At 46.5% G+C, this 13608-nt stretch carries 14 protein-coding genes; 2 read left to right on the top strand and 12 right to left on the bottom strand.

Annotated elements, in window-relative coordinates; genetic code table 11:
• Positions 1–162: 162 nt before the first annotated feature.
• From ACED46_RS16375 to gspC, 12 genes are all read right to left on the bottom strand, one after another.
• Entirely contained in the window at positions 163–942 is a 780-nt protein-coding gene (locus ACED46_RS16375; RefSeq protein ID WP_371721923.1) for a type II secretion system protein N, read from the bottom strand.
• 1 nt (position 943) lies between these two features.
• Positions 944–1432, bottom strand: a complete 489-nt coding sequence (locus tag ACED46_RS16370) for a type II secretion system protein M (protein ID WP_102332602.1) — start codon at positions 1430–1432, stop codon at positions 944–946.
• Positions 1433–1452: 20 nt separating this feature from the next.
• Complete coding sequence (gspL, locus tag ACED46_RS16365) at positions 1453–2682, bottom strand: type II secretion system protein GspL (protein ID WP_017062480.1); 1230 nt, start codon at positions 2680–2682, stop codon at positions 1453–1455.
• The gene (gene gspK / locus ACED46_RS16360; RefSeq protein ID WP_371721922.1) at positions 2651–3700 is read right to left on the bottom strand and encodes a type II secretion system minor pseudopilin GspK; all 1050 of its coding nucleotides are present in this window, start codon (positions 3698–3700) and stop codon (positions 2651–2653) included. Before gspK ends, gspL begins: the two co-directional genes overlap by 32 nt.
• A complete protein-coding gene (gene gspJ / locus ACED46_RS16355) occupies positions 3684–4451 on the bottom strand; it encodes a type II secretion system minor pseudopilin GspJ (protein WP_371721921.1) in 768 nt (255 codons plus the stop codon). The genes gspK and gspJ overlap by 17 nt, the downstream gene beginning before the upstream one ends.
• Positions 4438–4833 (bottom strand): type II secretion system minor pseudopilin GspI, encoded by a 396-nt coding sequence (gene gspI / locus ACED46_RS16350; protein ID WP_017062483.1) that lies wholly within the window; start codon positions 4831–4833, stop codon positions 4438–4440. Before gspI ends, gspJ begins: the two co-directional genes overlap by 14 nt.
• Entirely contained in the window at positions 4820–5413 is a 594-nt protein-coding gene (gene gspH / locus ACED46_RS16345) for a type II secretion system minor pseudopilin GspH (protein ID WP_017062484.1), read from the bottom strand. The genes gspI and gspH overlap by 14 nt, the downstream gene beginning before the upstream one ends.
• Positions 5414–5491: 78 nt before the next feature.
• Positions 5492–5935 (bottom strand): type II secretion system major pseudopilin GspG, encoded by a 444-nt coding sequence (gene gspG, locus ACED46_RS16340; protein WP_017062485.1) that lies wholly within the window; start codon positions 5933–5935, stop codon positions 5492–5494.
• Between the two features lie 88 nt (positions 5936–6023).
• Positions 6024–7244, bottom strand: a complete 1221-nt coding sequence (gene gspF, locus ACED46_RS16335) for a type II secretion system inner membrane protein GspF (protein ID WP_048661299.1) — start codon at positions 7242–7244, stop codon at positions 6024–6026.
• Position 7245: 1 nt separating this feature from the next.
• On the bottom strand, positions 7246–8748 hold the full coding sequence (gene gspE / locus ACED46_RS16330; protein ID WP_371721919.1) for a type II secretion system ATPase GspE: 1503 nt from the start codon (positions 8746–8748) through the stop codon (positions 7246–7248).
• Positions 8748–10772: a type II secretion system secretin GspD gene (gene gspD, locus ACED46_RS16325; protein WP_371721918.1), complete on the bottom strand. Its 2025-nt coding sequence runs from the start codon at positions 10770–10772 to the stop codon at positions 8748–8750. Before gspD ends, gspE begins: the two co-directional genes overlap by 1 nt.
• 41 nt (positions 10773–10813) lie before the next feature.
• Complete coding sequence (gene gspC / locus ACED46_RS16320) at positions 10814–11695, bottom strand: type II secretion system protein GspC (protein ID WP_371721917.1); 882 nt, start codon at positions 11693–11695, stop codon at positions 10814–10816.
• Between the two features lie 331 nt (positions 11696–12026).
• Here gspC and hslR point away from each other — a divergent pair, with 331 nt between their 5' ends.
• Together hslR and hslO are read left to right on the top strand one after the other, a co-directional pair.
• A complete protein-coding gene (hslR, locus tag ACED46_RS16315) occupies positions 12027–12413 on the top strand; it encodes a ribosome-associated heat shock protein Hsp15 (protein ID WP_017062490.1) in 387 nt (128 codons plus the stop codon).
• Between the two features lie 18 nt (positions 12414–12431).
• Positions 12432–13325, top strand: coding sequence for an Hsp33 family molecular chaperone HslO (gene hslO, locus ACED46_RS16310; RefSeq protein WP_371721916.1), 894 nt, complete (start codon positions 12432–12434; stop codon positions 13323–13325).
• Positions 13326–13608 lie beyond the last annotated feature (283 nt).

Genomic DNA, 13608 nt, shown 5'->3' with positions numbered 1-13608 from the left:
TGGCGGTATCTGTGTTGAGGCTTGAAAGTCAATGAGTCGATTTAAAGACGCTTACCCTTTAACTGTCAGATATCCTCTAGATTCTCAGAACAAACAAAACGGGCACCTCAGTGAGGTGCCCGTTTTTTATATCTCGTAATTTAGTGACCCTTAGCCGTTTAGCTAAAAACGACCTTGATAAGTAAACTGGTACTTACCTTGGCTATCAGGATTACCCAACCATTTAAGCTGATTTTGCATCGTTGGCGGGAATTCAACACCCGGTTTAAACCACGCTGCAGATGTGTAGCGCAGGTTAGATGTTAGACTCGCTGAGAACTCACTGTCTACTTGAGTGCTCTTCTGAACGCCTTTGGCTGCAATTGTACTGTCTTCACAGGTTATGTCCGCAATCACAGGACCAAGGTCTAACGAACCAACAGGTGAATCGACTGCAGCACCAGACCAAGCCACAGTACCTTCACCAGACTGACACCAAGGTTGAGCATGAACCGCATGCTTGATCGTCAGCTCAACCTTTCCACCAATTGAAACCGGGACTGGAATGGCTGGGGCGTATTTCATCACGTTCATAGCAGGCATTGAGGCCACTAAGTTCTCTGCATACGCGCCACTCATGCTGTACCCGACACGCCCTTTACCTGACAAGTTCATGTCGCTGTTACGACCAAAACGAACCGCCAGTTCTGCTTTGGCTTGAAATAGCTTAGAAAACTGGAAGTCCCACTGCACTGAACCGTAATTAACACGCTGCCAGGCGATATTATTGGCGCTGCCCTGCCAAACCGTTCCTTCAACACCTTCAATATTCAAGCCACGCACAGCCGGTGCATGTTTGAGTACAAAAGAGGCCGGTAGATGCAGCAACAGACTAACCGAGAAAAAGACAATAAAGATGCCGCCAAAAAGTAAACCTAACTTCAAAGATAAACCGCGTTTCACATTAACCTCGTTTAAACTGTAGTCGGTTGACCTCAATAACCCCTGGGTTATCGGAGCGATCAATGTCCATAAACTCAACCTCCACACCCTGTTTTTCTTTCAGGTATGTTAGCCAGTCAACGAACTTATTAAAAGGCACAGGTTTCACCCAGACTTGCAGCATCTCGCCACGTGGTTGCACACGTATCAGCTCGATATTAAAGCGACGCATAGAAGCAGGCACAGATTGATTCAGAGGTTGACTGGCACTAATGCCGCCACTGCCTCGTAGTTCAACCACTTCATTGGCTTTATTGGTTACCCAAGCCAGTAGTTGCTTCTCGCTTTGAATGCGGGTCTGCGCAAGTTCAGCTCGCTGACTGAGTGGCTGGATTAGCCCCCAATAAACGACACCGACCACCAATAGAATTGAGCAACCAATCACTAGTCGTTGCTCTCTTTGACTTATTGAAGTCCACCACGCTTGGAGTGGCTCAATCATATTTCTCATCACTGATCTCCTTACGCAGGTTATTGATGGGGTTTAAGAGTAAAGCTGCCAAATACGGCATCACCATTACGATTCAATGGCCCTTGCTCAACGGTAAACTTCTCTTCAAGTTTCACTCGCGCAGTCTCGAAATATTGGAAGTCAGTACTTTTCGCTTCCAATCTCACCTCTGAGCGGTTGCCGTCGTAGCGAATACTATTCACTTCGATGGCTTTCACTTGTCCTAAAGTTTCTGGCAGTAACGCTAGCCATCCAAGTAAGGAATCACCATCACCCGAGCCACCATACTTCTTAGCTTCGTCGTTCATCTGGCGCTTAAGGTAGCTGACCGTCGGAATACGTTGCTTGCCCGGAAGTACGCTTCTAAAAATACGTTCACTCTCCGTTCGGTACGCTTCGGCTTGTGCTTCGTACTGCTGAACCTTTAAGACTTGCTGAGTGACGATCACCGCCACCAGCAAACAAGCTGCGATCGCTACTTTTTGCCATACACGCCAGTACTTACTGAATGAAGATTTGGTTTTAAAGGTGCCAGTCAGTAAGTTTACGCCACTTGTAATGGCTTGTTGGCTCAGTAAAGACATCACCAGTTCCGCAGGTTTAGCTTGCCACTCAATGCCACTTTGCAGTTGAACGTCATCACTTGGCAGTGCGGTGTAGCTAAAAATCGTTGGTGATTGCTCTTCGTCATCTAAGGCAACCCAATCGCTTTGTAAGAACATCGCTAGCCACGCCTCATTGATCGACACTGCTTGATAGTTGCTTTGACGCAATAACCAATGTTGGTCGATCTGCAGCGCACTGATGCCCTGATCTTCTAAAGGCAACGCTAAGGTATCAGGCAATACTTTACGAAAGATAATGTTCGCTTCGCGGAAAGTATCCAGCGCCTGCTTAAGCCAATCACGTTCCACACCACACACTGTCGCGTGCGTTGCGTCTTTCTCTAAAATAGTCAGGTGTAAGTCTTCGATATCTTGTGCGACTTCGTCTTCTAATAAAAACGGCAGCATAGAATCGAACTGGCGAGCAGCACCTTTCGGGATCTCAACACGCTTAATTAAGCATTCATTTCCCGGCAATAAAGCGATACAGCTACGCTTTTCAGCGTAAGGCGTTAACTCATCCAGCTGCTCCCAGCTAGACAGTTCGCCACTTGCTATCACTTCTTGTTGGCTTGTCGACCAAACTAACCACTGCACAGGGCTTTGTGGTTCGCTACTCAGTCGAACGGTCAGAAACTCGCTCACTGATTCCTCCAAAACGACGGCGTACTACCGTCACTGTTTCTCGATTACTACTATAGAAAAGCGTCCGTATACGTACACGTGACTGCTCAACTAATACCTCTGCATCTAGCTCAAAATAGGCGCTATCTACAGTTAAATATGCTTTCGCTTTTTTGCTGACTTCGGCACTCACACCCACAATAGCAGGCTCAGCCATAAACGCATCCACCGTATCCCAACCATCGAATGGGCGTTTGTCTATCAGCTGTTTGGCATCCGATTCACTTAAGCCGGGGGCAAACATCGCTTCCAATAACGGCGCCTGCTTTTCCGTAAGAGTATTCACATTCAAACGGAAATCGTCGCTCGGCAGAGCACAAACAAAGGGGCGAACCTTATTCATCACCTCACCAGTGACTTGATAAACCGAGCGTAGCTCGGACTCATCGGCCATTAAGCCATTCGCTGCCAAATAAGATGGCTTCATCGCCTCATAAGTACTGTCTTCTACACCAGCTGAAGAGGTGGTTCGGGTATCACTATCAACAAATTCCCAGCTTGAATGTGCAATAACCTCGGCCTGATAAGGCTCAACATCTTGGTTTTCCAACAAGGTTTGCCAAACCGTAATTAAATAAGGTGTTTGGTTACTTGAAGTCGTCGCCACACCAGCCAACGCATTGAGATTAAAACATGCCTGAGCATCAACAATACGGCCTTTAACTTGACCATAATCCAACGGGTATACCTGTTCTTCTAACGCCCATGGTTGACTCAAGTTGACGGTATCACTGTCTTTGTAGCTTTGCCTAATGCCGTCTTGCACCAGCGCTTCGACACCAATGCTGTACCAGTAAGCCTGTTGGTAATTCAGTTGATTGCCCACGCGCTTAAATTGAGCAAACAGGCGTTCCGACATACTGCCTGCGATGGTTGCCATTATCGCCAGTAGCATCAGGATAATGATCAGCGCAACACCTCGCTGCTTGCGCCCCATGGCAGACCTTGTCAGTGCAAACTTATTAGTTCGATGAGTCATTATTCCCCTCATTACTACTTGAAGAGTCACTGTTTGAAGAATCATCGGCCTGATCTAGCGTGCCACCAGGGGTGAGATAAATACGCTCTATCTCACCATAATCTTTCAAGGTTAGCTTTAACCTTACCGCTTTCGGTAGCGATTTGTCGGCTTGCCACTCTTTCCCCCAGCGGCTTCCGTCATAAAACTCGAATTCCAAGCTCTCAACATCATCAAGCAAAGGCGTAATCACACCCTCTTGGCCTGCAGGGGTATCGGGATAACGCCACCACACACGCTCAAGTGTTTCTTCTTTAATGCGGTAACCCACTTTGGTGACTTCTCCGCGAGGAAACTGCTGCTGTGGGTTATGCCAGCCAAGGCGAGTAAACATGATGCCAACGCTGTCGGAATCCAGTAAATACTCTTTAATTAAGATCAGCTTAGATGATGCTTCTTCACCATTGGTACGAAATTGTCGTACCGCCATCTGGCGAAAATCATTATCTAAAATGACTAAGCTACGTTGCAGTTGATTTAAACGAGCACTGCGCTCGATTGAAAGCTCGTTGCTGCGTTGAACCTGATTTACTACCTGATAAGCCGCCATGCTTAACGTGGCAAAGATAGCGATCGAGACCAAAACCTCAATTAAGGTAAAGCCTCTCCCTTTCGAAGATAGTCCTTGTTGACGAGGCACACGCTTATTGGCGGACATGCTCTTACTTAGCGACTTGCTCTTAGCTAACGCCACGCTTTTACTTGACCACATAGCTGCGCACCGTGACCACTGGAGAAGCTTGTTTACTGGTTGCCACACTCACATCAAACGCCTTTAATAAATCATCGCTAGTATCGATTGGCGTGACCTTCCAAAACCACTCTCTCTCGGCCAACTCTTGTGTGCCCTGCGCTTTTTTTAGCTTCTCAGGATGCAGCATCACCAAAGCCATTTGATTATCAACGACCATAGCCGCGAAGGTTTTTTCTTCGAGATAACTGAGGGTATTGATGTGCTGAGTAACAGCACGAATCACACTGATCGCCGCAGTCGCAAAGATAGCGAGCGCAACCAATACCTCAAGCAGCGTCATTCCTCGAGAACCAAGGGGCATACCACGAAAACGATAAGGAGAACGGTTATTCCTCTTCATCTTCTTCTCCCGGTTCTAGCAGTCGAATCACACCATTGTCCAATACTCGAATACGCCAACCATCTTGTATGGTGTCTCCGGTATTTGGATAAAACGACAATACAAATGGCGTCATTTCAGCACTCGACAAGATGTAGATCTGTGGTGGTTTCGGCTTCTTTTCCTCTTCAAGATCAGCAAACATATCTTCATCAAACAAGCTTCCTGGGTTGAACAACCGATCATCGTCTTCCCATGCGCCACCACCTAAGGTCAGTGACAATGCGAGTTCTTCCGGTAGTTCAGTTAAAGAGGGGATTTTTTCAAAATCGACTTCTTGCCAGCCTTCAGACTTAAGCGCCATCAGTACATAGGTCGATTTCTTTTCATCAACTCGAACGCCAAAATCTAAGCCGCTCAAAATAGCCTCTTCATTGAGTAATTGAACTCGCTGATAAAAGCTTTGAGCGTATTTTTTAGCAACATCTTTGCTATTGGTAGGAATGGTCGCGATCACCGCAACCGCCGTTACTGACAGTAGTACCAACACCAAGAGAATCTCAATCAAGGTGAAACCTGGCTGTGTTTGCTTAGTTTTCACCTTTAGACTCCATCTGTTTACGTCCTACCATCAATAACGTATCAAGCATCAATAACGAATCAAACAATAAGCTGAAGCTTATTGGAAATCCTGCATGTTCCAGTTGCCGATATCCGCCGCAATACCTTCACCACCTTCTTGGCCATCAGCACCAAGAGTGAAAATATCGATAGTGCCGTTATCACCAGGGCTTAGGTATTGGTACTCGTTACCCCATGGGTCGTTTGGCAGACGCTTGATGTAGCCACCGTCGCGGTAGTTACGAGGCTCTGGGCTGCTTGGCTTAGAAACCAATGCATCAAGACCTTGATCCGTTGTTGGGTAAACGCTGTTATCCAGTTTGTACATATCTAGCGCGTTCTCTAGCGCCACAATATCAGTGATGGCTTTTTGTTGGTCAGCCTTCTCTTTGTTACCCAATAGGTTAGGTACAACAAAGCTCGCCAATACGCCAAGGATAACCACAACAACCATCACTTCTAATAGGGTAAAGCCTGATTGTTTCTTCATTCTGTTTTTCATTATTTTCTCCAAATTACAGACAGCGAGTTGAAGGTAATAATGTCCTTCTTCTCGTTAATCCAAAAACTAACGTCTTATGAGCAGTTGATTAACCACTCATCAAATTATTCATTTCAAGCATCGGCATCAGAGTCGCCATCACAATGAACAGCACTAAGCCTGCCATCAAAGCGATAAGTGCTGGCGTAAAGATACCTAACGCGATATTCACGGTCGATTCAAAGCTTTGATCCTGGTTATCTGCCGCTCTTGTTAGCATTTGCTCTAACTGACCACTCTGCTCACCACTGGCGATCATATGCAGCATCATTGGAGGGAAGAGTTTGGTTTGATCGAGCGCTTTACGCAGGCTTGCCCCTTCTCTAACACTGTCTGACGCCTGCAGTACTTGTTGCTTCACATGGTGATTCGACATTACATCAACCGCAACCTTCATCCCCTCAAGGATAGGAATCGCACTCGAGGTACAGATAGAGAGTGTTCGTGCAAAACGAGAGGTATTAATTCCTTTCGCGATCTTGCCGATCAGTGGAATGCTTAATAGCTTGCGATCCCAACTCATGCGAACACCCGGCTTTTTCAGAGCGGTCTTAATCAACACAATCACACCGATGATCAACAACAGTAATTGGATGCCCCAATTCTGGATAAATTCACTCGATGCCAATAAAAATTGTGTCGATTGAGGAAGTTCTTGGCCCATTTGGATAATCGGTTCAACGATCTTAGGTACCACGGTTGCCAGCAGGAACGAAACAATCGTCACCGCAAACACCACCAGCACCACAGGGTAGATCATCGCTTGCAGCAACTTAGAGCGCATCTTCTGACGGTTTTCTGCGTAATCAGCCAGTCGCTCCAATACCGCATCTAAGTGACCCGATTTCTCACCAGCCGCGACCATGGCTCTAAACAGTTCATCAAAGATATGTGGGTAATCAGCCAAGCTATCGGCTAGCGAATAACCTTCCGTTACCTTCGAACGAACCGCCAGTAACATGGTTCGAATACGTGGCTTTTCAGATTGCTCCGCCACGGCTTTCAAGCACTCTTCTAGCGGCATGCCTGATTGCACCAAGGTGGAAATTTGGCGAGTAATCAAAGCAAGGTCTGGCGTGCTGATACCACGCTTAAAGCTAGTCGAAGGCTGTGCACCTTTCGCTGTTTTGGCCTTGGCTTCGGTCATCTCAACCGGCATCAAGCCTTGTTCTTTTAAGCGCTGGCGAGCCTGACGAGCGTTATCCGCTTCAATCGAGCCCTTTTTGCTCTTACCCTTGGCATCCAGTGCTTTGTATTCAAATGCCGCCATACTAGACTTCCTTGGTCACGCGCATCACTTCTTCTAAGGAAGTTACCCCTTTCAGAACTTTGCTCAAGCCATCATCTCGAATACTTGGTGTTGTGCCACGAATTGCTTTCTCAATTGCCTGTTCGCCAGCTTCACTGTGAATCAGCTCTTGTACCGAATCGTCAATCATCAGGAGTTCATGAATACCGGTACGGCCTCGATAGCCTTTGTGACTGCAGCTTTCACACCCTTTGGCATGGTAAAGCGTCAGGCTGTCTTTCTTCTTCAACCCAAACAGTTTTTTCTGTTCTTTATCCGCTTCGTAAGGTTCTTTACAGTCGTTACACAGGGTGCGAACCAAGCGCTGAGCCAAAACACCCAGCAGCGAAGAAGAGATCAAGAAAGGTTCGATGCCCATATCACGCAGACGCGTAATTGCACCGATTGCCGTATTGGTGTGAAGGGTCGACATCACTAAGTGACCGGTCAAAGAGGCTTGAACAGCGATCTCTGCGGTCTCTAAGTCACGTATCTCACCAATCATTACCACATCGGGATCTTGACGAAGAATCGCACGTAAACCACGCGCAAAGGTCATATCAACCTTAGGGTTCACTTGTGTTTGACCAATGCCATCAATATCAAATTCAATTGGGTCTTCAACGGTAAGGATGTTGCGTTCGTTGCTGTTAAGCTCTTGCAGGCCAGCGTACAAGGTCGTTGATTTACCTGAGCCTGTCGGGCCGGTCACCAAGATAATGCCATGTGGGCGCTGAATCAGCTTACGGAAGTTTTCATGGTTTTCTGCTGTCATACCTAAACTGTGCAAGTCTAGACGAGTGGCGTTTTTGTCCAACAGACGCATTACCACACGCTCACCGTGCGAAGAAGGCATGGTTGAAACACGAACATCAACCGCTCGGCCACCAATACGCAAAGAAATACGACCGTCTTGTGGCACGCGTTTTTCTGCAATATCCAACTTCGCCATAACCTTTACACGTGACACGAGCAGCGGCGCCAATTTACGGCTTGGTGCAAGAACATCACGCAGCACACCATCAATACGGAAGCGGATCGATAGCGACTTCTCAAAGGTCTCGATATGGATATCCGAAGCACCTTCTTTGATCGCCTCACCCAGCATCGCGTTGATTAACTTGATGATTGGCGCATCGTCTTCTGACTCAAGCAAGTCTTCATCTTGTGGCAGTTCTTCCGCCAACGAGAAGAAGTCATCACTGTCAGCACCAATGTCTTCCATTAATTGACGAGCTTCTGAAGAGTCACGTTGGTACGCATCGGTCAGTTTTTTATCAAATTCATCGGCAGTGATCGCTTGTGGTGTAAAACCATCTTTCACTACACGGCTCACCTCGATGATCGCCGCTGATTTCAGTGGTTCAACATAATATAGTGTCGGTGCGCGCTCTGGGTGCTGATACTCCAGCACCATTTTGTAACGATTCGCAAAGCTAAACGGCAAGCGCTGATAAGTACGTGCCGCCCCTACCAATTCAGCCATTATTCTGTTTCCATCTGATCAATGAAGGCTTGAAGTTCAGCCGGGTAATTCATGCTTTCGCCAAATTTAGGCAGCACTGGAATATTATCGTCATCCATCAGCTTCAGGCCCTGCTCTGACTTATACAACTGCTCAGCACGAATAAAGTTGTATTTACGCTGAGTAATACCATCGGCCGTCATACCATCACGAATAATGGTCGGCTTGATGAATACCATTAGGTTCTTTTTCTCAACCTGAGTACTGGTTGATTTGAACAAGTGCCCTAGCACTGGGATATCACCCAAGAATGGCACCTTAGATTCACTCTCTAATGCACGCTCGTCAATCAAGCCACCAAGCACCAGCATTTGGCCATCTTGAACAATCACCGACGTATTCAATTGACGCTTGGCAAAACGCACATCAACCGCACCGTTTGCGCCTAATACGTTCGATACTTCTTGTTCAATATTCAGCTGAACCGAATCACCTTCATTGATTTGTGGGACTACTTTCAGTTTGATGCCCACTTCTTTACGTTCAACCGTTTGGAATGGGTTATCGTTACTTGAACCCGCCGTCGAGCCTGTCAGAACGGGAACCTCTTCACCCACAATGAATGACGCTTCGCCGTTGTCCATCACGGTAATACTTGGAGAAGATAGGATGTTTGAGTTGGAATCGGTGGCTACCGCACTGATCAAGGCTGTCCAATCACCCATCACCACGCTCATGGCTGCACCGTTAACACCTGAAAGTGCAGAGGCTAATGTTGAATAATCACCTTCTTCAGTGGTGGTTTCGTTTCGTAGGAATTTTCCGTCAGAGTCATAAACAGCGGTGGTTGTAGTAGAATCTTTAGCTTCTTCTAGACCCACCATCACACCACCAATCGATGCACCAGTATTGCTGTACTGAATCATAGCGCCCGTTTCTAGGTTGCCCCATTGCACACCAAGGTTAACGCCATCGCCTTCTGCCATTTCAACGATCAAGGCTTCAATCAATACCTGAGCACGACGAATATCCAGCTGTGCGATCACGTCTTGCAGAGCGTTCATGATGTCAGGCTGCGCGGTAATAACTAGAGAGTTAGTATCACTGTGTGCAGAGATCATCACTTGGTTACGCTGCGATGAGCTGCCTTTGGTTGATGACTGCTTCTCTGATTGTAGGTTGTCCGACACGCCTTTCAGCACATCGACTAAATCTTCTGCTTTGGCGTATTTAAGGTAAATTACTTGGTTGTTGCCCTTGGTTGCCATTTCCACATCAAGCTGTTCAATCAACCTTCTTAAACGGCTACGTACCTTAGGGTCACCTGAGATAAGAATCGCATTGGTACGTTCATCGGCAACTAATTTAGGTTGTAGAAATGCAGGTGTGTTTTTCGCATCAGTGGTTTTGCTTAACGCATCAACGATACGTACCATTTCTGCCGCAGAAGCATTCTTTAGCTCAACGACTTCAATCTCTTTATCACCCGCTTGGTCAACACGCTTGATGATTTCAGCTAAACGGTTTACTACCGCCGCTCGGCCTGTAATAAGGATGATGTTGGCTGGGTCGTAGTGCACAACGTTACCCGCGCCTGCATTGTCGTTTAGTTGACGAAGCAGAGGAGAAAGTTCACGTACCGAGACATTACGAACCGTCACAACACGTGTCACCACATTGTCGCCTTTGATCGTGTCACTGTCTCCAACGACTGGAATTGCCGATGTTTTCGAATCTTTGGCCTTGATGATCTTAAGAACACCTGAGTCCATTTCGACAACCGCGTAGCCATACACTTCCAATACGTTTAGGAAGAAGCTGTAATATTGCTCTTCATTGAGTACGTCGTAGCTGCGTACATCGATTTTTCCGCGCACCGAAGGGTCAACGATGATCGTCTTCTCTAGGTTACGACCAACAATATTAATAAACTCTTGAATATCAGTGCCTTTAAAGCTGGCACTAAAATCACTCGCGATGGCTGCGGGTGTGCAGATTAAGCTTCCTGCCAATAACCATGCACTTTTCTTAAACCAATGCTTCACGTACTTCTCCTACACTTTCGTCCTTCGTTAGACGCAAAGTTTTAAAATTCAATAAACACTTCATGTTGTTGACCATCTCTCTCGACGACGAGGTTTAGCTCTGTTAGTTCTGAGATGGAACGGAATATGTTGCCCATAGCAGCAGGGTCTGTCAGGTCTTGTCCATTTAACTGAGTGGCAATATCTCCGTTTTGGAGCCCAACAGAGTTAAAAAGTTCTGAATCTTTGCCAGGGCTCACACGATAACCGATCACTTTATCGTCACGCTTCACCTGAGACAGTCGAACATATTGGAAGATTTGTTGCGGATCTTTCATTATCTTCGCTTTAATTTCATCAAGCTTCTCTTCTGCTGAAGCCGGATTATTACCACGAACCGAAGAAGAGCTACGAGGTGGCGCAGGCGCTGATACAGCCAAACGCTTGTACTCAATACCTTCAAGCATCAAGGTTTCGTCTCGTCCTGAGTTATCAATGATAACGCGGTCGATTAATACCGCTTTTAACTTGGCTCGAGTGCCTTCAATCTCTTCATTAATTCCGTAGGTCGCTTGCGTGCCGCGATTGGCGATCACCGCTAAGCTCAGTTTTGGATTCGAGCTCGCGACTGCACCCACTAAAACGAGGTTTAATCGCGTCTTAGGCGCATCTTGGATAACTTGCTGTTCAACCACAGCGGGCGTGCTTGGGTTGTAAGCACCAAACATGTTGCTCTGCTGCAAAGAAGAGATATCAAGGGTCGATTGAGGTGCTGAAGACGATGGAGCCGTTGCTGTCCAAGGCGCGATAGTCTGCTCAGCAGGTTCGATAAACCATGCAAGCTGCCCTAAGATCCATGCGGAAGCTGCAATCAATACACAACAGGTCGCTAAACTTAGTTTCTGCTGAAGTACAAATCCATTCTCTAATAAGCGGCTCAACATAGGAGAATTCCCTACGCGATTTTTGAGCTCTAAAAAGTTCACTTTCCTAGTCCCTTTTCATGACGACAAACGCTGCAAATCATTAAACTTTCAGCTTTTTTATTCATTCGTTCGATACCAAGCTTATTTAAGCAATAAGATCCTGAACTATATCATAGCAAATCGATAAATCGGCATAACATGGCTATTTTGTATTATGACTTGAAAAAAATGCCAACCGCCTCCACTTTAAGCTTCTACTTAATGTGATAAGCATCATCAAAAACATGTTGCGCACTGTTCGTTACAGTTAAACCGCATTCATTTCTCACTTAATAAGGCACAGCCCTATATGAAAACTGCTAATGAAGCTGTCAGACTCGATAAATGGTTGTGGGCAGCTCGTTTTTACAAAACCCGGTCTATTGCTCGCAACATGGTCGATGGTGGCAAAGTCCACTATAATGGTCAGCGCAGCAAGCCAAGTAAAATTGTCGAACTTGGGGCTGTGATTACACTGCGCCAAGGTAATGAAGAAAAGACGGTAACGATCGAGAAAATCTCAGCCCATCGTGGTGGAGCCCCGATCGCTCAAACCCTCTATGAAGAAACCACCGAAAGCTTGGCAAAAAGAGAAGAGTTTGCACAACAGCGCAAGCTAAATGCTCATAGCCCAGCACCAGAACGTCGCCCAGATAAAAAGCAACGTCGTGACATCATCAAGTTCAAGACTCAATAAGCTAGAAGGAATAGCCAAATGGCAGACCCAATGTCTACAAGTAATGTTTTAAATCGCTACCTATTTGAAGACCTATCAGTACGTGGTGAATTGGTACAGATGGACGAAGCGTACCAACAGATTATTTCTAGCAAGGAATACCCAGCTCCAGTACAAAAGCTGTTGGGTGAGCTACTGGTTTCAACGACGCTACTAACGGCGACCCTAAAGTTTGAAGGTTCTATCACGATGCAGCTGCAAGGTGACGGCCCAGTATCTCTAGCAGTTATCAATGGCGATCACGATCAGAAGATCCGTGGTGTTGCTCGCTTTGAAGGCGATATCGCAGACGACGCAGGTCTACACGCCCTAATGGGTAAAGGTCATCTAGTGATCACTATCGATCCTAAGAAAGGTGAGCGTTACCAAGGTATCGTTGGTCTTGAAGGTGACACGCTTGCACAAGTGCTTGAAGGCTACTTCGCTAACTCTGAACAGCTTAAGACTCGTCTATGGCTGCGCACTGGCGAGCATGAAGGCAAAGCACACGCTGCAGGTATGTTGCTACAAGTAATGCCTGACGGCACCGGTACTCCAGACGACTTCGAGCACCTAGAGCAACTAACAGACACCGTGAAAAACGAAGAGCTATTCACTCTAGAAGCGAACGAACTGCTTTACCGTTTGTACAACCAAGAGAAAGTACAGCTATTCACACCACAACCGGTTGAGTTCTTCTGTGGCTGTTCACGCGATCGAAGTGCAGCAGCAATCATTACTGTTGCTCAAGAAGAGATCTACGGCATCCTAAGCACCGAAGGAAGCGTTGGTCTACACTGCGATTACTGTGGCACAAATTACTCGTTCGACAAGAATAATGTTGATGCACTGTACGCAGAAGCAGCAGATAAAGGCAGCAATACGGTTCATTAATTTACGGCGTACCAAAAACACGTAATTTACCCCAAAAAGGTCAGCACTCAGCTGGCCTTTTTTGTGATCAAAATAGCGCAAACTCCGTAACATCTCGTAATAAAATCACCGCTTAATTTTAATCAATTAATAATGTTCTCGCCCCTAGCGCAAAGGTTTGCGTACAGGATAGACTAGTTGGGCCAATATGTGACGAGACGCTTAAAACCCCATGGCTAATATGGATATTTTTTGAGCTATATCCCTGTTTCCCCCGAGTCTCGTTGCTAGCATGGTGAGCAGA

It is taken from the genome of Vibrio sp. 1S139 (assembly GCF_041439475.1).
Taxonomy (GTDB): Bacteria; Pseudomonadota; Gammaproteobacteria; order Enterobacterales; family Vibrionaceae; genus Vibrio; species Vibrio crassostreae_C.
Note: the sequence above shows the minus strand (reverse complement) of the source record. Positions and strands in the feature narration are given on the sequence as shown.